The sequence below is a fragment of the Enterobacter cloacae complex sp. SHL021 genome, from assembly GCF_049237765.1.
Taxonomy (GTDB): domain Bacteria; phylum Pseudomonadota; class Gammaproteobacteria; order Enterobacterales; family Enterobacteriaceae; genus Enterobacter; species Enterobacter cloacae.
The window spans coordinates 13,278-33,209 of sequence record NZ_JBMKJG010000004.1; the positions used below are offsets into that span (position 1 = coordinate 13,278).

The following is a 19,932-nucleotide window of genomic DNA, read 5'->3' on the forward strand; positions in this document are numbered from 1 at the left end:
GAGTCAGGGCGATGAATAATCATCAATGGCGTTACTGCCCGGTTGCACTGGCGCTGATGGCAACGCTCTGGCCGCAGTCGGGCTGGAGCGAAAGCTACTTTAACCCGGCCTTTTTGTCCGACGATACCGCCAGCGTGGCGGATTTATCGCGTTTTGAACAAGGTCACCAGCAGGCACCCGGCGTGTATCGCGTGGATATCTGGCGTAACGATGAGTTTATCGCGACCCAGGACGTGCGCTTTGAGCAGGCCGACGATACGCCACCGGTGGCGGGCGGACTGGCGCCGTGCATCACACGTAAAATGCTGGAACGGTTTGGTGTTAACCTCGCCGTGTTTCCCGAGCTGGTAAAGGTGCAGGACGACACCTGTGTCCCGCTGGCGACAGCGATCCCCGGCAGTCTGGTCGCATTTAACTTCGCCTCGCAGCGTCTGAATATCAGCCTGCCGCAGGTGGCGATGCAGAACAGCGCCCGTGGCTATATCCCGCCTGAACAGTGGGATGAAGGGATCCCCGCCGCGCTGTTGAACTACAGCTTTACCGGCAACCGGGGAAGCGAGGATGACAGCTACTATCTGAACCTGCAGAGCGGGCTGAACTATGGCGCCTGGCGTTTACGCAATAACGGCGCCTGGCGTTATACGCAAAACAACGGTCAGCGGCACAGTAACTGGCAGAACATTGGCACCTGGGCGCAGCGCACCGTCATTCCGCTCAAAAGCGAGCTGGTGCTGGGCGACAGCAATACCGGCAATGATGTCTTTGACAGCGTCGGTTTCCGCGGCGGGCGGCTTTTCTCGTCCGACAGCATGTACCCGGACAGCCTGCAGGGCTATGCGCCAACCGTGCGCGGTATCGCCCGTACCCCGGCCAAAGTGGTTGTTCGCCAGAACGGCTATGTTATCTACCAGAGCTATGTCCAGCCTGGCGCGTTTGCCATTACCGATCTGAACCCTACCTCCTCAAGCGGCGATCTGGAAGTGACCGTAGAAGAGAAAGACGGCAGTCAGCAACGCTATACCGTGCCGTACTCCACCGTGCCGCTGTTGCAGCGTGAAGGTCGCTGGAAGTATGACCTCGTGGCCGGGGATTATCGCAGCGGTAACAGCGATCAGGACACGCCGTTCTTCACCCAGGGCACGCTGATTACCGGTCTGGCCAATGGTTACACGCTCTACGGCGGTACGCAGCTGGCGTCGCGCTATACCGCGGTGGCCATTGGCGCCGGGAAAAACCTCGGTGACTGGGGGGCGGTGTCGGTCGATATCACCCATGCCCGCAGCCAGCTGGCGGACGACAGCCGCCATGAAGGCCAGTCCCTGCGTTTCCTGTATGCAAAATCACTCAACGGATTCGGCACCAACTTCCAGCTGCTGGGCTATCGCTACTCCACGAAAGGGTTTTACACCCTGGATGATGTGGCCTGGCGTTCGATGGAAGGCTATCAGTATGCCGACAGCAAGGATGATGACGGCGTGCCGGACGTGCAGAGCTATCACAACCTGACGTGGAACAAAAAAGGGCGCTTCCAGCTCAATATCTCTCAGTCGCTGGGTGATTACGGCTCAGTCTATGTCTCCGGCAGCGAGCAGACCTACTGGGGCACCAGCCAGTCGAACCTCTGGTATCAGCTCGGCTATGCCGGAGGTGTAAAAGGGATCAACTACTCCCTGTCATGGTCGTGGAACAAGTCCGTCGGGATAGAGGGCACGGACCGGATCGCGTCCTTTAACGTCTCGGTGCCGTTCAGCCTCTTTACCCGTCAGGGATATCGCCGGGACAGCGCCATCGACCGCGCTTACGCCACGGCCTCAGCCAGCCGCAACAGCGACGGTGATACCAGCTGGCAAACCGGGGTCAGCGGCACCCTGCTGGAAGATCGCAACCTGAACTACAGCGTTACGCAGGGGCACACCAGCACCAACGGCTCAAGCGGTAGCGCCAGCGCAAACTGGCAGGCGACCTACGGCACGCTGGGGGTGGGCTACAACTACGCGCGCGATCAGCACGATCTCAACTGGCAGCTCTCCGGTGGGGTGGTGGGCCATGCCGACGGCGTCACCTTCAGCCAGCCGCTGGGCGACACTAACGTCCTGATCAAAGCGCCGGGAGCCTCGGGCGTCAGCGTGGAAAACCAGACCGGGGTGAAAACCGACTGGCGAGGCTACGCGGTCATGCCGTATGCCACCGTCTACCGCTATAACCGCGTGGCGCTGGATACCAACTCCATGAGTAACAACACCGACATCGAAAATAACGTCAGCAGCGTAGTACCGACCAAAGGTGCGCTGGTGCGCGCCAGCTTCGATACCCGTATCGGCGTGCGTGCCCTGCTGACCGTGACCCGCGGCAACCAGCCTGTGCCGTTTGGTGCCGTGGTCCGTGAAACCCAGAGCGGGGTCACCAGTATGGTGGGCGATGACGGGCAGATTTACCTGAGCGGGCTGCCGCTGGAAGGGGAGCTGCTTATTCAGTGGGGCAATGGGATGCAGTCCCAGTGTCGTGCGCACTATCGTTTATCGCCTGAAAGCCAAAACCAGGCCATTACCATGGCGGGGGCAAGCTGTGACCGTTAACAGGAACCCAAAGATGCGCAGTTTACGCAATGTGTTTAGCTTAGCGCTGCTCTGCAGCACGATGCCCGCGTGGGCGACGGTTTGCCAGAACGCCACGGGTGTGCCGAAGGATATCTCATACGATCTTTCAAACGTCTTTAACAGCTCCAATAACAAACCGGGGCAGATTGTGACCCTTGCGCAAAAATCCGGGCTGGTGGGCGTGAACGCCATTTGCCCTAAAGGAACAACCGGAAAGTCCACGATGCGTAGTTATGTCACCAGCCTGCCGATAACGACGGTAATTGATGGCTATAAGTATGTGAAGCTGAATGACTACCTTGATGGCGCAATGCAGATCCACGATGACTACGCGGGCACCTTCTATCCACCGTCAGACTACATTCAGATGGGGCAGCACCCTAACGTTCCGAACAACAAAGCGTTTCCTGTCACCGATTCGAAGCTGGTCTTTCGTCTGCGGGTCACACGGCGGTTTATCAACATGGTGGTGATCCCCCAGCAGACCATGTTCACCGTCTATGTCACCACCACGTCATCCGATCCGCTGAATACGCCGGTCTATACCATCAGCTACAGCGGCACCATTCAGGTACCACAAAGCTGTGCGATTAACGCCGGGCAGGTGGTGGAGTTTGATTTTGGTGATATTGGCGCGTCGTTGTTCAGCCAGGCGGGGGCCGGCAATCGTCCTCAGAACGTCTCACCACAAAGCAAAACCATTGCCATTAAGTGCACCAATGTGGAGGCCAATGCGTATCTGACGATGCGCATCGAGGCGGAAAAAATCTCGGGCAATGCGCTGGTTTCCGATAACCCGGATTTAGGGTTTGTCGTGGCGAACGATAGCGGTACGCCTCTGACGCCTAACAACCTGAACAGCAAAATTCCGTTCCGTCTGGATGACAGCGCGCAGGCGCAGGTGGGGATCCGGGTCTGGCCGGTGAGCATTACGGGGAATAAGCCAGCAGAAGGCCGGTTCACCTCTCGCGGCTATCTGCGCGTGGATTACGATTAAGGGGAAGAGATGGGGAACTGGAAATGGCCTTTCGCTGCGCTGGCCCTGACGATGTGTCAGGCAAACGCGTGGTCAGCCACAGCGCTGGGCGAGATCAATATTCAGATGTACGGCAATATCGTTGATTTTACCTGCGTGGCAGAGGGCAGCGACAGTGACAAGACCGTCACTCTGGGCACCTGGCCGACGAAGCAGCTCAGCACCACGGGGAGCCGCACGCAGCCCATGCCCTTCACGCTGAAGCTGACAGGCTGTCCGCCAGGCTCGGCATCAATTACGTTTTCCGGGAAAACTGACGGGAGTGACAGCGGATTGCTGGCGTTGAATGACGCCAGTACGGCGAATAACGTCGCGGTGGAGATCAGGGATGCGGATAAAACACGTCTTGCGTTACAGCAGGCCAGCCAGCCGGTGGCGGTAGATGCGCAGGGTAATGCCGTGTTGTCATTTTATGCTAATTATATTGCCACAGCGGATAACCCCCGGCCCGGACGCGCCGATGCGGATGCCACATTTATGATTAATTATAATTAGCGCTGACCGCACTCCCTGCAACTCAGATAAACTGCAGGGAGTGAATTCAGGTTATAGCAGCTCGTGTGCCTTGGCGTAATCAATTAATTCCACAATGCTTTGCACACCGAGCTTGGAATAAATATTGGATTTGTGCGCGCTAATGGTTTTGTTGCTTAATAGCAGCTGTTCGGCAATTTCCTTATTCGATAAGCCATTCGCCAGATACCGCAGTACGGTGACCTCACGGTTCGATAATGGCATATCGGATGCCATCCCTTTCCCTGAGCCCAGATGATTAATAAAGTTCAACGTTTCCGACGGGAAAAAAGAATAGCCCATCAGAATCATTTCCACGGCGTTGTAGATCTCACCTAAATCTTTTCGTTTACTGACAAACCCATTTGCCCCGGCGCGGATGGCGCGGCCCGCGTAAAAGGACTCCGATTTGGAAGAGAGGAACAGGACCTTTATGTCTTTGTTTAAGTTTCTGATTCTTTTCAATAAAGCGAAGCCATCGGTGCCCGTAAGTTCAATGTCCAGGATCACCAGATCGATGGCGTGATTGCGGATACAGTCGAGAACTTCATGGCTGTCGCCAGACTTCAGTTTGACTGTGATATTTTTATTTTTCTGTAGCAGGACTTCTATCGACATTCTGACGATAGGATGTTCGTCCATAATGATAACGGATGCCGGTTTCATTTTTTATGCCTCAGATTGTTAAAAGCGTTATGCTGAGTTTGGTTCAAACTCTCGAAATGCCGGAAGGATAAATTTGCAGATCCTTATAGGGTGGTATTTCCCTGGAAAGAGCGAAAGCATCCTTGTTAACGTAGTGGTAATGTCATTGCCTCAGCGCGGTCATCTCATTTGGCTGGTGGCGGCAAAAAGGTTTTTCTTATTCATAATTGGTACGCGTCTTATTATACCGTGTAAGTTTTCTCCGAAAAGCCTGCAGATTAATTCATGATTATTGATTTGTATTATCTTCTGGATCTGAATGGCTATTTTTTTAAATTTAGCGGAAATGTCCTGTTATTCCATTTACCGCATCTTTTCATCTTTATGTAATAACAAAAAATAACAGATACCACTATATGTTGCAAAGTTGTTAATGAAATGACGGGGCAGTAAAACATCTCACCTGCTGCTGAAGTGGCGTGAATTTGCACAGATAGCGCGTCTCATCCTCATCCTGATAGCTCTCCCCGATATCAGAAAAATACTATGCCGGAAGAGCAAAATCTTCTGCGGCCTTCGCTTTAAGCGCCAGGGGCGTGCAACCAAATTGCTTGTTTTTACATCATTATCATCCTGTTAACGGAACCATCAATCCCTTAACGCATGGATGAAAGTGCTGCACTTTACTTATTCTTTAATATTTCACGTGGTTCAGAGTCAGAAATTAGGAATAGTTGTAATTTCGAGATTTATGTTAACGGTTAACATAAAATTAACATTTTCAGTAAGTAACTTCCTAAAGATCTTTAGGAAATAAGGGGTTAGGTTAAGAGTAAAACGGGCAGTCGGAGAGATTATTGAGAAGATGCAGCAGTTCCTGGCGATGGCTAAGCCCGAGCTTCACCAGAATGCAGCTCAGGCGATAGATAATGCGGCTGTAGGGGCGATTCTGCAGCAGGGCGATCTGGCGTAGTGATTTCCCCCGCGAAAGCTCCTGTAAAATGGGCCACTCGCCGTGAGAGAACCACTCTTTACTGGAGCCCTGTGGAGGGCTAATGTCCATCAGGCTGTGCTGGAGTGCCGCCGCCGTTGACTGGCGTTCAAGGACATGAAACGGCCCCGCCGCTTTACAGAACAGACGGGTGTCGTAATTATCCGCCCTGACCAACAGATACGGCGTGAGAAAGGGCGGATACAGGCTGTGTCTTCTCAGCTGATCCAGCTTTTCTATAAGCGCCGTGGTACGGCTTTCAATATCTACCACCAGACGGGCTGCAGGCCACTGGTTGAGCGCCTGAAAGGCTTCGTCCAGCGTCGGGTAGTCGCTACAGCTGCTCAGGGGAAACTGGCCGTTCAGAAAACCGGTGCGCAGGAAATGATCTTCCGTGACCAGAATAATAAAGGGCGCGTCTGTTCTGCGATGTTGGTGGATGGACTGGCTCAAAAATTCGAGCCGGTCGAAAAAGGGGGGAGCAAAAGGCGAGTGCGTAAATCCCAGTGCATCACTTCCTGTACGCCGCCGCCGGTAACGGCGCACTGTCATTCGCATGGCTTCCCTCCTGGAAATGGCTTTTTATTCCTCCGGCCATGTCCAGGACGGCCAGTAGTACCCCTGGCCGAGTCCTGCTCCTGCCTGTCGTGCCCGGCTATGATCCTTTTCAGTCTCAATACCTTCAATAAGCACGTTGTCGGCAAGCTGAAAGCAACGTGTCACCAGTTGCCCGAGCGCAGGGGTGGCGCGTAAACGCCAGAATGCTTCCTTGTCGATTTTTATGCCGGTTAACGGCAGCCGGCAGGACAAAAACGGTTGGACGATCGCTTCATCAATATCATCCAGCCAGATACCGTGGCCTTGTCTTCTGAGCTGCAGCAGGCGCTGGTGAACGTCCTGCCGTTTTGTGTCAGACAGCGCCAGAAAGCGTGCCGGGTCGACAATTTCTATATTCAGCGGTGCGGCAGGCAGCCGGAGAAGCCGCTGAAAGGCGTCCGGCTGCGTTAATACGGTTATCGGCAGATTGACGTAAAGATTATGACAGTGCGGGGTATTTTTTAGCGCGACAAGTTGCGCTTCAAGCAGCGTAAGTGACCACTCCGCAGACCGATCGTTGAAAAATGCTTCGCTTTGCTCTCTTGCTGACAGAACGCTCAGCACTTCCACCCCAACCTGGCGCTGCGAGGAGAGGGCGATGATAGGCTCAAGTTTGATGCCCGCGATATCGTGAGAGAGGTGCTGTAAGCTGGGGGACGTATCGATCAGGTTTTGCGCTGTCACTCCATTGTCCTGTTGTCTGTCAGCCTCCAGGCGGCCGGGATACCTCACACTAGTGTGACGAGCTGACGCTCAGGAAAACAGCAGGCGTTACTTAAATGCAGCTAAGCCTTTTCGCAGCGCTAAATTCTACGAAAGAAAGGCCGGGAATGTTGAAAAAACAGCCATATTTACAATCAGCTAGCCCTAATCGGAGGTGAAAACGGAAAAGGCATTGACTCACCTGCCATTGACCGTATAATTCTTCGCGTTTCACCACCGCGAAGTTCACTCTTCTCAGTGCGCCCTTAGCTCAGTTGGATAGAGCAACGGCCTTCTAAGCCGTAGGTCGTAGGTTCGAATCCTACAGGGCGTGCCATTTAGTCTCAGCGCTTAATCCAGCCCACTCTTCCCCAGACCGACCAACCGCTACCGATCCTACACTCTGTGCCTGCTTTTAACCGTCTGATTTGCGTGGTTAATTCCAGATGTGTATCATTCTGAACCCGGCTCTGTAGCCTGTCGGTCAGAACGTTTGTTCCGCCATCGACCGGTCATTGGCGTAGTTCCAGTCAGGGCCACCATACCGCCACTAGCTCATCGGGAAGAGCGACAACCAGGATGTTGTAGTACGGAGTTCGAGGCTCCGGTGGCGGACCAACGCCGACTTAGCTCAGTAGGTAGAGCAACTGACGTGTAATCCGTAGGTCACCCGTTCGATTCCGGTAGTCGGCACCCTATTTATGGCTTCCCCGCGGGATGCCTCCGGCACGACATTCGTTTCATTGTTGTACATGCCAATCATGAAGGACATTTATGTGGTATCTACTCGCAACTTCGCTTGCCGCACTTTCCCTGAATAAAAGCCTGGCTTACCTGATGCTGGGGTTAACGGCATTTCTCGGCTGGAAACAGAGCATTCTTGACGCCCCGGCGCTGCTGGTGATTGCATTAATCGTTATTGGCTGGTCTGTTGTTGAATGGCTACGTAATAAAAATAATAAATATACTTATCTGGTCGAAGGCCTGTGCGTAGTCATCGCCGTTGCCCTGGTTTTGCATGCGATCCCTGGCTTCCATAATCCCAAAGTACTGGACGCTGTCGTTGTTGGTCCGCAAAGCATGCCGTTCAGTATGTACTTTAATATGGACAAGGCAGTGGTGCCGTTCTTTTTAATTACGTGCATGCCAACGTTATTCGTAGCAAAACCCCTTTATAAAGCTGGCAAGGTCGGCTGGGGAATATTGGTATTGGCGATACCCGCACTGTTACTTCTGGCTGTTGCGTTGGGCGGGCTGAGAATTGAGCCGCATGCGCCAGAATGGTTTGCTCAATTTGCCCTTGCGAATATTTTCTTCGTCTCTTTGGCCGAGGAAGCCTTGTTCAGAGGCTATCTGCAGCAGCGCTTGTCCCGGGTTGTGCATCCTGTTGTAGCGCTATTGATTGCCTCACTCATTTTTGGGCTAATGCATTATAGCGGCGGTTTACTGCTGATTATTTTTGCCAGCCTCTCCGGTATTATTTACGGCCTGGCGTGGATGTGGAGCGGCAGGCTCTGGGTTGCAACGTTCTTCCATTTTGGGCTGAACTGCGTGCATTTATTGTTCTTCACCTATCCGATGTATGCCCCTCACGCGTCTGTGTGATGCTTTTTAAAATAGTGGCCTTATAAATTTGGCTGCCTCCGGATAAGCATAAAAAGCCCCGAAGCATCGGGGCTTTTTTTATATATGCCGGGGGCATGAATAACACATTTACCTTCGCGTCAGAATAAATAGAAGGCTAATGAATTTCATTGTTGGCAGGCTTAAGGTTTTCTTAATCTAAAAATTATCTCGCATTAAAATTTGGGTTTTTATCATTCTAAAATCTGCTAAAAACGAATTTTACACTTTTACGCCTAAACTCGATTGATAGTAATTATCATTAGCGTTGTTGTATGCTTTAATCCTGTCCCACACAGCCCTTTGTTGTTTATCACGTTGGTCTATTAAGGATATGTTCATGAATTCTCGCCTGCTGTCATGCTTCTCGCTTGCCCTGTTGTCTTCATCACTTTTCCTTTCAACTCAATCGGTTGCCGCTGATAACAACGAAGGTATCGTTGTTTATAACGCGCAGCATGAAAATCTGGTGAAGTCGTGGGTAGACGGTTTTACCAAAGAAACGGGTATTAAGGTCACTCTGCGTAATGGCGATGACAGCGAGCTGGGCAACCAGCTGGTGCAGGAAGGCAGCGCATCGCCTGCGGATGTATTTTTAACTGAAAACTCGCCGTCAATGGTGCTGGTTGATAACGCCAAACTGTTTGCGCCATTAGATGCAGAGACATTAAAGCAGGTACCGGTGGAGTATCGTCCGGCACACGGTCGCTGGATCGGGATTGCCGCTCGCAGCACGGTGTTTGTCTATAACCCGGAAAAACTGAGCGAGCAGCAGCTGCCAAAATCGCTGATGGATCTGGCTAAACCCGAGTGGAAAGGCCGCTGGGCTGCCTCTCCATCAGGAGCCGATTTCCAGGCGATCGTCAGCGCAATGCTGGCTCTGAAAGGCGAGCAGGCCACCCTTGAGTGGCTCAAAGCGATGAAAGCCAATTTCGTTGCCTATAAAGGCAACAGCACGGTGATGAAAGCCGTTAACGCCGGTCAGATTGATGGCGGGGTGATTTATCACTACTACCGTTTTGTCGATCAGTCCAAAACGGGTGAAAACAGCAAAAACACTAAGCTCTACTACTTCAAACACCAGGATCCGGGCGCCTTTGTTAGCCTCTCCGGCGGCGGCGTGCTGGCGTCCAGCAAACACAAAGCGCAGGCACAGGCCTTCATTAAATACATCACCGGCAAAGAAGGGCAGGATAGCCTGCGCACCAATAACGCCTTTGAATATGCGGTGGGCGTGAATGCGGCCTCTAACCCGAAACTGGTGCCGCTGAACGAGCTGGATGCACCGAAAGTGGAACCTTCCACGCTTAACAGTAAAAAAGTCATCGCGCTGATGACGCAAGCTGGCCTGCTGTGATCCTGAGAGTAAAGTGAACGTCCTATGTCTGGTCTGAGTCTCGACATCGGCAAAAACAGAGTGCGGGAGCCTGCCCGCAGGCGTCCTGCGCTGCCGATGGTTGCGTTAGCTGTCCTGTTTTCATTAATGGCGCTTCTGCCTTTGGGCTTTATCATTGCCATAGGCATTGAGACGGGCTGGGAAACCATTAAGGCGTTGGTGTTTCGCCCGCGTGTTGCTGAGCTGCTCAGCAACACGCTGTGGCTGACGGCCTTAGCGGTGCCACTCTGTATCGTCACCGGCGTGGCGATAGCCTGGCTGACGGAACGTACTCAGCTCGCCGGGCGGGGGATCTGGTCTGCGCTGGCGGTGGCCCCGTTGGCCATCCCTGCGTTCGTGCAAAGCTACGCCTGGGTGAGCGTGGTGCCTTCCATGCATGGGCTTTCTGCGGGCGTGTTTCTCTCCGTGCTAGCCTACTACCCGTTTATCTATATGCCCGTGGCGGCGGTGCTGCGTCGTCTGGATCCAACGCTTGAAGATGTTGCCGCTTCGCTCGGCACGCCGCCGTGGCGGGTCTTTTTTCGCGTGGTGTTACCGCAGCTTAAGCTCGCGATTTGCGGCGGCGCGCTGCTGGTGGCGCTGCATCTGCTGGCGGAATATGGCCTGTACGTGATGATCCGCTTTGATACCTTCACCACCGCCATTTACGACCAGTTCCAGTCGACATTCAGTGGCCCGGCGGCAAACATGCTGGCGGGGGTGCTGGCGCTATGCTGTCTGGCCATCTTGCTGCTGGAAGGGGTCACCCGCGGGAAAGCCCGTTATGCGCGCATCGGCGCTGGGGCGGCACGTGAACAGACGCGCTGGCCGCTAAAGCCTGTTGCTGCGGCGTTGGGCCAGCTGTTTTTCCTCATGCTGATTGTGCTGGCGCTGGGCGTACCGCTCATTGTGCTGTGTCGCTGGATATGGCTTGGCGGCGTACAGAACTGGATGAGCGCCGATCTCTGGCACTCGCTGCGCCAGACGCTGATGCTCGGTGTGGGCGGCGCGCTGCTGACCACCGCCTGTGTCATTCCCATCGCCTGGCTCGGTATCCGTTATCCGCACCGCATCTTCCGGATGCTGGAAGGGTGCATTTACATCACCAGCTCTCTGCCGGGGATCGTCACCGCCCTCGCGCTGGTCACGGTCACCATTCACTATGCACGCCCGATTTATCAGACCGAAATTACGCTGTTCCTGGCTTATCTGCTGATGTTTATGCCCCGTGCGCTCATTAACCTGCGGGCCGGGATTGCCCAGGCGCCGGTGGAGCTCGAAAACGTGGCGCGCAGTCTGGGCAGCACGCCCGCGAAGGCATTGTGGAGCGTCACCATGCGATTGGCCGCGCCCGGTGCGGCGGCAGGGGCGGCGCTGGTCTTCCTTGGCGTCAGTAACGAACTGACGGCGACGCTGCTGCTCTCCCCGCTGGGAACGCGCACGCTGTCCACCGGTTTCTGGGCGCTGACCAGCGAGATCGATTATGTTGCCGCTGCGCCTTACGCCATGCTGATGATTTTGATTTCACTTCCGCTGACCGCCATTCTTTATATGCAGTCCAAAAAAATTGCAGGGCTATGAGATGCTTGAATTAACGTCCATTTCTAAATCGTTTTCCGATGCGCAGGTGCTCGACAGCTTAAACCTGAGCGTCGCGCCGGGAAGCCGGACGGCGATTGTCGGGCCGTCAGGGTCGGGTAAAACCACGCTGCTGCGTATCCTTGCCGGGTTCGAAACGCCGGATAGCGGACGGATCGTGATGCAGGGCCGAACCCTGTTCGATCAGAACAACTTTATTCCCGCGCATCTGCGTAAAATTGGCTTTGTTCCTCAGGAGGGGGCGCTCTTCCCGCATCTTAATGTGGCAGACAACATTGCCTGGGGATTAGACGGTACCCGCCACGAGAAGCGCCAGCGCGTGGAAGCACTGATGGAGATGGTCTCGCTTGACAGACAACTCGCCACGCACTGGCCGCATGAGATTTCCGGCGGCCAGCAGCAGCGCGTGGCGCTTGCCCGCGCGCTGGCGCAGCGTCCTTCCCTGATGCTGCTGGATGAACCCTTCTCGGCGCTGGATACCGGCCTGCGCGCCATGACGCGTAAGGCCACGGCTGACCTGCTGGCGGAAGCGGGCGTGGCCTCGATCCTGGTTACTCACGATCAAAACGAAGCGTTGTCCTTTGCCACGCAGGTGGCGGTCATGCGATCCGGGCGTTTCACTCAGGTCGGTACCCCTTATCAGGTCTATAGCCAGCCCGTGGATGAAGAGACGGCGCTTTTCCTGGGGGATGCGGTGATCCTGCCTGCTCAGCTCACCAGCGGCTATGCGCTCTGCGCGCTGGGTGAGGTGCCCACGGATAACGCCCAGGCGACGGGGCAGGGCAGAGTGATGTTGCGCCCTGAGCAACTGCGCGTGACGGCATGCGCGGCGCACGAAAGCCCGGTGTCGATTGTTGATGTGGATTTCACCGGCCAGCTCTCCACGCTGACGCTGGCGTTAGCCGGACAAACGGAGCCGATTACCCTGAAAACCGTCAGTCAGCCTGGATGGCACCCGGGGGCGGCGGTGCGTATTGATATTGCTGGTACGGCGCGCGTTTTTGAATATTCTTAATGTTCGTTAGTAATTTAATCCAACGGGTTGTTATAAAAGAATTTTCCTTAACGTGTGGCATTTCCTGAGATTCTCTACCATGCTCATAAAACCTCACCATCATGTGTGAGGTTTTTCGTAGTTGCTGATTAATCTCAAGGAAAAAAGGTTATGAAAAAGACGACTGCTATTTTGCTGGGAACGGCGTTTCTGTTTACCACCAATACCTTTGCGGCTGAACTGCTGACGAAAAATGAATTCGAGAAAGTCGAATCGCAGTATGAAAAAATCGGTACGGTAAGCACTTCAAATGAAGTCTCTATTGATGATGCAAAGAAAGAATTGATTGAAAAAGCAGATAAAGAAGGTGCCGACGTACTGGTGCTCACGTCAGGTAATACCAACAACAAAATTCACGGCACGGCCGATATTTACAAGAAAAAATAATGTTCTGCAGCCATCCCGGATCCGGGGTGGCTGTGCGTCACGCTTTCCCTCTGTAACATCTCTCTTCCCCGGCTTCATTTAACCCCCTGTCCTCAGGCCGAAACGCGCGGTTACACTTGCTAATGCAGATATAATGCGTATAGTTCTCATTTGCATTACACATAAGCTTTTCTAAGGCCCGACAACGGGCCATTTTTGCGCGCACATTTAATGAGTCCATTATGAACAACACCAGAATGCATAAAACACTGCTGGCGCTCGCCGTTGGCGCAGTGACCCACGCTGCCCTGGCGGCAGAGGCAAAGCCAGAAGACACCATGGTCGTCCAGTCTGCCACCGGGCCTGATTTCACTCCCGGCGGCGACCAGCTGGTGCCCGCCTTCCTGGATGGACAGGTGGCAAACGGCGGCCGTCTGGGGATGCTCGGCCAGCAGAATGCCATGGACGTGCCGTTTAATATCATCAGCTACACCTCGAAGCTGGTGGAAGATCAGCAGGCGAAAACCATTGCTGATGTGGTTGCCAACGATGCGGGCGTGCAGTTTGTTCAGGGTTACGGTAACAGCGCCGAAACCTTCCGTATTCGTGGCCTGAAGTTTGACGGCGATGACATGACCTTTGGCGGCCTGTCCGGCGTGCTGCCGCGTCAGGTTGTGGATGCCCAGATGGTCGATCGCATTGAAATTTTCAAAGGGGCAAACTCGCTGATGAACGGCGCGGCAAGCTCCGGCGTGGGCGGGATGATTAACCTTGAGCCAAAACATGCGGGCGACGTCCCGCAGGCGAAAGTGGGCGTGGACTACACCTCCGACTCACAGATTGGCACCACGCTCGATGCTGGCCGACGCTTTGGCGACAACGATCAGTTCGGCGCGCGCGTGAACCTGGTTCACCGGGAAGGGGAAACCGGTGTGCCGAACGACCGCCGCCGCACCACGCTGCTCTCCACCGGTCTGGATTACAAAGGCGACAATTTCCGTACCTCGCTGGATCTGGGCTATCAGAAGAAAACCTTCCACGGCAGCCCGACCAGCGTCAACATTTCCGCCGTGGACTTTGTGCCAGAGCCGCCGAAAAACGATCGTAACTTCTCGCAGAAATGGGCCTACAGTGACATTGAAAACGAGTTCGGGATGTGGCGCAGCGAGTACGACATCACTGACAACTGGACGGCCTATACCGGCCTCGGCGCGCAGCACGCGCACGAAGAGGGGATCTACAGCGCGCCGAAGCTGGTGGACAAGAGCGGTAAGGCCACGGTCAGCCGTCTTGATACCAACCGTATCAGCGATTCCGTCAGCGGTATGGCGGGGATACGCGGTCACTTCACTACCGGCTTTGTCTCGCACAAGGTCAACGTGGGGTATTCCGCGATGACCAAAAACGAAAAAATCGCCTGGAAAATGTCGGCGACGGCGGATAACCCAACCACCAACATTTACCACAACACCGGCGTCGCGATGCCGGACAGCTCCAATTTCAACGGCTCTGGCGGCAAATACAGCGATCCGCTGACCAGCGGGCGCACCCGCACTCAGGGCTGGCTGCTGAGCGATACCCTGGGCGTGCTGGACGACAAGCTGCTGTTTACCGCTGGTGCACGTCATCAGAAAGTGGTCATTCGCGGGTACAACAAAATTACCGGCGCGGAAAACGACGCGGACGGTTTTGACGGCAGCCGCTGGATGCCAACCTACGGTGTGGTTTATAAACCGTGGGAGGAAATTTCGCTCTACGCTAACCACACCGAAGCGCTGCAGCCGGGTAAAACCGCGCCCAACACGGCCACCAACTACGGCCAGAGCACCGGTATCGTTCACTCTAAGCAGAATGAAGTGGGCGTGAAGGCGGACTTTGGCCGCGTGGGCGGCTCCCTGGCGCTGTTTGAGATCAAAATGCCGTCGGCGATCCTCGACGACAGCGGTCACTACGGCCTGGACGCTGAGCAGCGTAACCGTGGCGTAGAGCTGAACGTCTTCGGCGAGCCAATGCTCGGGATGCGTCTGAACGCCAGCGCCACCTGGCTGCAGGCCGAGCTGACCAAAACCAAAAACGGCGTGAATCAGGGTAACGATGCCATTGGTGTCCCGAACTTCTACGCCGTGCTGGGCGCAGAGTACGACATCAAACCGATTGAGGGCCTGACGGCTACCGCCCGCGTCAACCACTCCGGCACGCAGTACGCCGACCTCGCGAACAGCAAAAAGCTCGACAGCTATACCACGCTGGATCTGGGCATGCGCTATCGCTTCGCGGTGAACCACAATGAAAACCAGATGACGGTGCGCGCGGGCATCGACAACGTGACCAACGAAAACTACTGGTCCAGCGTTGACGATTCCGGCACCTACATCACGCAGGGCGAACCGCGTACCTTTAAGGTCTCGGTTGGCTACGAGTTCTAAGCGTTCCACCTCGTTATCCGGGGCAGGGATGCCCCATCCTTCCGTATCGTGTTATAAAATTGTAATAAAAGCTTCTTACACTGGCCTCCAGACCTTTACCTCTTGGCCAATGACAGGAAGCCGCTATGGGCAGACCCCTCAAATCCGTATTTAAAAAAGAACATCGCGACGATATCACTAACCGCAGCGCTAACCCGGTATTCTCCGAGGTTGCGGAGGTATTCCTCTCCCGCCGCCGTTTTTTACAGATGGGCGCCGTGGCGGGTGCTGCCGCTTCATTCCCTTTTCTGATCAAACCTGAAAGCGCCATTGCCGCAGTATCAAAGCCTTCTGCACTGGCAAAAGCGGTTTCCCTGGGCTTTACCAGCATCGACGTATCCACGGAAGATACGGTCAGGGTGCCGGAAGGCTATATCGCCCGTCCGTTTTATCGCTGGGGTGACCCGACGGGGATCAAGAACAACATGCCGGCGTTTAAACAGGATGCCAGCAACACCACCGACGAACAGGCCGTGCAGGCGGGCATGCACCACGACGGGATGGCGTGGTTTAGCCTGCCGCAAGGGAAACAAAACCCGGAACATGGCCTGCTGGCGCTGAATCATGAGTACATCGATAACGGGATGCTGTTTACCGACGGCACGGCCAACTGGAATCTCGACAAGGCCCGCAAGGGGCAGAACGCGATGGGCGTGTCGGTGGTGGAAGTGAAAAAATCGGGCAGCGACTGGCAGGTGGTTCGCCCGTCTTCGTATGCCCGCCGCATTACCGTCAATACGCCGATGCAGCTTACCGGCCCGGCGCGGCATCAGGACTTAATGAAAACCGCCGCTGACCCGCAGGGGGAACGCGTGCTGGGCACCATGCAAAACTGCGCCAACGGCCATACGCCGTGGGGCACCTATCTCACCTGCGAGGAGAACTGGTCGGATATTTTTGTCAAAAAAGCCGATCTTAATCCGCTGGAAAAACGCTACGGCATCAGCGACAGCGATGAATCCTACCGCTGGAACGAGGTGGATGACCGCTTCAGCGTCGATAAAACCCCTAACGAACCCAACCGTTTCGGCTGGGTGGTGGAGATTGATCCCTACGATCCCACCTCCACGCCGCGCAAGCACACCGCTCTGGGCCGCTTCAAGCATGAAGGCGCCGCCGTCACGCTCGCCGCCGATAACCGCGTGGTGGTCTATATGGGGGACGACCAGAAGTTTGAGTACATCTATAAATTCGTCTCGGACAAAAAATACGATCCTGCCAACCGTGAAGCCAATATGCAGTTGCTGACGTCCGGCACGCTGTACGTTGCCCGGTTCAACGAGGAGGGGAGCGGCGACTGGCTGCCGCTGATCTTCGGGCAGAATGGCCTGGATAAAAGCAACGGTTTCGAAAGCCAGGGCGATCTGCTGATCAAAACCCGTCTGGCGGCCGACGTGGTGGGGGCGACGAAAATGGATCGTCCAGAGTGGATTGCGGTCGATCCGCACGCCAGCGGCAGCGTCTACTGTACGCTCACCAACAACAGCGATCGCGGGAAGGAGGGCAAGGCGCCGGTCGATGCCGCCAACCCGCGTGCCAACAACGTGTTTGGTCATATTATGCACTGGCACGAAGAGGGAGCCGATCCGGCCGCCGCTCGCTTTAAGTGGGATATTCTGGTGATGGCCGGGCGTACCGACAGCGACGATCCGAAGGCCAAAGGCTCCATGCAGGGTGCAGCATTCGGCAGCCCGGATGGCCTGTCGTTCGATCACCAGGGCGTGCTGTGGATCCAGACCGATGTCTCTTCCAGCACCATTAATAAGAAAGCGTACGAAGGGATGGGCAATAACCAGATGGTGGCTACCATTCCGGGCACCAATGAGTATCGCCGTTTCCTGACCGGCCCACGCGGGTGTGAAATCACCGGGATTGCATTTACGCCGGACAACCGCACGCTGTTTATTAACATTCAGCATCCGGGAGAGGGCGGGGATGATATTACCGACCCGGCCAATCCGCGTGCTGTTTCCAACTGGCCAGACGCGAACCCGAACGGACGTCCGCGTTCGTCGACGGTGGTGATCACCAAAGCGGACGGTGGGATCATCGGTTCGTGACGTTTATCCGCCGGGTGCACGCAGTGGCCCGGCGTTAAACTTGCTACCACCAGCATGAAGTGTTAAAACGTGCCCCTTCTAAAAAAGAGACAGGGGTAGGACGTGAAAGACGCGTCATCCGCTTCAGGCAACGGTAGCGCTGAAGCTTCGTCGGAACAGAACCCGACGCTGCAACGTGGTTTGCAAAATCGACATATTCAGTTAATTGCCCTTGGCGGCGCGATCGGTACCGGGCTGTTCCTGGGTATCGGCCCCGCCATTCAGATGGCTGGCCCGGCGGTCCTGCTGGGGTACGGTATCGCCGGGGTTATCGCCTTCCTGATCATGCGCCAGCTCGGCGAGATGGTCGTCGAAGAGCCGGTGTCAGGCTCGTTCGCTCACTTTGCCTATAAATACTGGGGCCCGTTCGCAGGCTTCCTCTCCGGCTGGAACTACTGGGTGATGTTTGTGCTGGTGGGAATGGCCGAACTGACCGCCGCAGGCATCTATATGCAGTACTGGCTGCCCGAGGTGCCAACGTGGGTCTGGGCTGCGGCCTTCTTTATTATCATCAACGCCGTTAACCTCGTGAACGTGCGCCTGTATGGTGAAACCGAGTTCTGGTTCGCGCTGATCAAGGTGCTGGCGATTATCGGCATGATCGGCTTTGGCCTGTGGCTGCTGTTCTCCGGCCACGGCGGCGAGCGGGCCACTCTCGACAACCTCTGGCAGCACGGCGGCTTCCTGGCGACGGGCTGGAAGGGGCTGATCCTGTCGCTGGCAGTGATTATGTTCTCGTTCGGCGGGCTGGAGCTGATTGGGATCACCGCGGCCGAAGCGCGCGATCCGCATAAAAGCATTCCAAAAGCGGTTAACCAGGTGGTGTACCGTATTCTGCTGTTCTACATCGGCTCGCTGGTGGTACTGCTGGCGCTCTACCCGTGGGTGGAAGTGAAGTCCGACAGCAGTCCGTTTGTGATGATTTTCCACGATCTGAACAGCAACGTGGTGGCCTCGGCGCTGAACTTCGTCATTCTGGTGGCGTCGCTGTCGGTCTATAACAGCGGGGTTTACTCCAACAGCCGCATGCTGTTTGGCCTTTCGGTGCAGGGGAATGCGCCGAAATTCCTCACCCGCGTCAGCCGCCGCGGCGTGCCGGTCAACTCTCTGCTGCTTTCCGGGGCCATTACGTCGCTGGTGGTGCTGATCAACTACCTGCTGCCGAAATCCGCCTTTGGTCTGTTGATGGCGCTGGTTGTCGCCACGCTGCTGCTGAACTGGATCATGATCTGCCTGGCGCACCTGCGTTTTCGCGCCGCGATGCGCCGCAAGGGGCGTGAGACGCAGTTTAAGGCGCTGCTCTATCCGGCGGGGAACTATATCTGTATCGCGTTCCTGGCGATGATCCTGGTGCTGATGTGCACCGTCGACGACATGCGTCTGTCCGCGATGCTGCTGCCGGTGTGGGTGGTGTTCCTGTTTATCGCGTTTAAACTCTCACGCAAAAATTAGCCCGTTTTTCTCCCTCTCCCTCTCCCTGTGGGTTGAGGGCCGGGGTGAGGGCAACAGACCGCACCAAACCAGACCGCACCTGACTTCACGCTCGGTGGCGCTGCGCTTACCGGGCCTACATGTTGCACTATTAAATCTCAAACGCTATCCGTTTCCCGTTTGGTAACGTCACATCGATGCTTAGCTCCCCTCCAAGCGCACTCACATAGCGTTTGAGCGTTGAAAGTCGGGGGTCGTTTCCCGGCTGTTCGATTTTCGCCACCGTGGGTTGTTTTACCCCCATTGCCGCGGCCAGTTCTGTCTGCGAAATATTGAGCTCTTCCCGCAGTTGGTTCAGCGCAACAATTCTGCGCATCACTTCAACTTTCGCCGCAATGCGCTCCTGACTTTCCGCGCTCTGTTGTGCCATAAGTTCTTTTAGCGTTGCCATATGGCCTCCTTATTCGCCAGATGTCTGTGATACTCAACGTCAGCCAGCGCTATCATCTCTTTATAAAACCGTTTTTGGTTGCAACCGGTTTTGTCCCCGGCACAGAGCACAATTGCTTTGCGGTCAGGATCAAAAGCAAAAAAGGCCCTGATGGGATTTCCTCTGTGCTGAATTCGTAACTCTTTCATGTTCCCAAAGGCTGAAGCCTTCACGGTGTCTACAAACGGCCGCCCAAGTTGCGGACCAAACTCAGAAAGAATATGCATTGCTGCCAGCACATCTTCTTTTAACGCTGTTGTTTGTTCAAAGAACCATTCATCAAATCTGTCTGTTGTCTCGACGTTCCACATCGTTTCTCCTGTAGCTTCCTCGCCTTATTATCTTATAG

The 19,932-nt window shown here is 55.2% G+C and carries 16 protein-coding genes and 2 tRNA genes; 13 read left to right on the forward strand and 5 right to left on the reverse strand.

Going from position 1 to position 19,932, the window contains the following annotated elements; genetic code table 11:
* The first annotated feature begins 11 nt into the window (after window positions 1-11).
* From ACOTZF_RS04865 to sfmF, 3 genes are read left to right on the forward strand one after another with little or no spacing between them, the layout of a single operon-like run.
* A complete protein-coding gene (locus tag ACOTZF_RS04865) occupies window positions 12-2,576 on the forward strand; it encodes a fimbrial biogenesis usher protein (protein WP_129317850.1) in 2,565 nt (854 codons plus the stop codon).
* Between the two features lie 13 nt (window positions 2,577-2,589).
* The gene (fimH, locus tag ACOTZF_RS04870; RefSeq protein WP_020685033.1) at window positions 2,590-3,594 is read left to right on the forward strand and encodes a type 1 fimbria D-mannose specific adhesin FimH; all 1,005 of its coding nucleotides are present in this window, start codon (window positions 2,590-2,592) and stop codon (window positions 3,592-3,594) included.
* 9 nt (window positions 3,595-3,603) lie between these two features.
* Window positions 3,604-4,128 (forward strand): fimbria assembly protein, encoded by a 525-nt coding sequence (sfmF, locus tag ACOTZF_RS04875; RefSeq protein WP_013095935.1) that lies wholly within the window; start codon window positions 3,604-3,606, stop codon window positions 4,126-4,128.
* Between the two features lie 51 nt (window positions 4,129-4,179).
* On the opposite strand, the gene fimZ is transcribed toward sfmF, so the two are convergent.
* From fimZ to ACOTZF_RS04890, 3 genes are all read right to left on the reverse strand, one after another.
* On the reverse strand, window positions 4,180-4,812 hold the full coding sequence (gene fimZ, locus ACOTZF_RS04880; RefSeq protein ID WP_013095936.1) for a fimbria biosynthesis transcriptional regulator FimZ: 633 nt from the start codon (window positions 4,810-4,812) through the stop codon (window positions 4,180-4,182).
* 805 nt (window positions 4,813-5,617) lie between these two features.
* A complete protein-coding gene (locus ACOTZF_RS04885) occupies window positions 5,618-6,340 on the reverse strand; it encodes a helix-turn-helix transcriptional regulator (protein WP_129253491.1) in 723 nt (240 codons plus the stop codon).
* Between the two features lie 24 nt (window positions 6,341-6,364).
* Window positions 6,365-7,063, reverse strand: a complete 699-nt coding sequence (locus ACOTZF_RS04890) for an EAL domain-containing protein (protein WP_029882622.1) — start codon at window positions 7,061-7,063, stop codon at window positions 6,365-6,367.
* A gap of 278 nt (window positions 7,064-7,341) precedes the next feature.
* Here ACOTZF_RS04890 and ACOTZF_RS04895 point away from each other — a divergent pair.
* From ACOTZF_RS04895 to pheP, 10 genes are all read left to right on the forward strand, one after another.
* Window positions 7,342-7,418 (forward strand) — tRNA-Arg (locus tag ACOTZF_RS04895).
* Between the two features lie 283 nt (window positions 7,419-7,701).
* Window positions 7,702-7,774: transfer RNA gene (locus tag ACOTZF_RS04900), tRNA-Thr, on the forward strand.
* 81 nt (window positions 7,775-7,855) lie between these two features.
* Complete coding sequence (locus tag ACOTZF_RS04905) at window positions 7,856-8,686, forward strand: CPBP family intramembrane glutamic endopeptidase (RefSeq protein ID WP_038418833.1); 831 nt, start codon at window positions 7,856-7,858, stop codon at window positions 8,684-8,686.
* A 358-nt stretch (window positions 8,687-9,044) separates the two neighbouring features.
* The gene (locus tag ACOTZF_RS04910) at window positions 9,045-10,061 is read left to right on the forward strand and encodes an iron ABC transporter substrate-binding protein (RefSeq protein WP_038982837.1); all 1,017 of its coding nucleotides are present in this window, start codon (window positions 9,045-9,047) and stop codon (window positions 10,059-10,061) included.
* Between the two features lie 24 nt (window positions 10,062-10,085).
* Window positions 10,086-11,660, forward strand: coding sequence for an ABC transporter permease (locus ACOTZF_RS04915; protein ID WP_013097699.1), 1,575 nt, complete (start codon window positions 10,086-10,088; stop codon window positions 11,658-11,660).
* Window position 11,661: 1 nt separating this feature from the next.
* On the forward strand, window positions 11,662-12,693 hold the full coding sequence (locus tag ACOTZF_RS04920) for an ABC transporter ATP-binding protein (protein WP_129317851.1): 1,032 nt from the start codon (window positions 11,662-11,664) through the stop codon (window positions 12,691-12,693).
* 150 nt (window positions 12,694-12,843) lie between these two features.
* Complete coding sequence (gene yahO / locus ACOTZF_RS04925; RefSeq protein ID WP_013097697.1) at window positions 12,844-13,119, forward strand: DUF1471 family periplasmic protein YahO; 276 nt, start codon at window positions 12,844-12,846, stop codon at window positions 13,117-13,119.
* Window positions 13,120-13,340: 221 nt separating this feature from the next.
* On the forward strand, window positions 13,341-15,524 hold the full coding sequence (locus tag ACOTZF_RS04930; RefSeq protein WP_029882617.1) for a TonB-dependent receptor: 2,184 nt from the start codon (window positions 13,341-13,343) through the stop codon (window positions 15,522-15,524).
* Between the two features lie 125 nt (window positions 15,525-15,649).
* Complete coding sequence (locus tag ACOTZF_RS04935; protein WP_045902386.1) at window positions 15,650-17,623, forward strand: PhoX family protein; 1,974 nt, start codon at window positions 15,650-15,652, stop codon at window positions 17,621-17,623.
* Between the two features lie 102 nt (window positions 17,624-17,725).
* The gene (gene pheP / locus ACOTZF_RS04940) at window positions 17,726-19,114 is read left to right on the forward strand and encodes a phenylalanine transporter (RefSeq protein ID WP_129253495.1); all 1,389 of its coding nucleotides are present in this window, start codon (window positions 17,726-17,728) and stop codon (window positions 19,112-19,114) included.
* 130 nt (window positions 19,115-19,244) lie between these two features.
* On the opposite strand, the gene ACOTZF_RS04945 is transcribed toward pheP, so the two are convergent.
* On the reverse strand, window positions 19,245-19,544 hold the full coding sequence (locus ACOTZF_RS04945; protein ID WP_013097693.1) for a helix-turn-helix domain-containing protein: 300 nt from the start codon (window positions 19,542-19,544) through the stop codon (window positions 19,245-19,247).
* Window positions 19,532-19,894, reverse strand: coding sequence for a type II toxin-antitoxin system RelE/ParE family toxin (locus tag ACOTZF_RS04950; RefSeq protein WP_013097692.1), 363 nt, complete (start codon window positions 19,892-19,894; stop codon window positions 19,532-19,534). The genes ACOTZF_RS04945 and ACOTZF_RS04950 overlap by 13 nt, the downstream gene beginning before the upstream one ends.
* Between the last annotated feature and the right edge of the window lie 38 nt (window positions 19,895-19,932).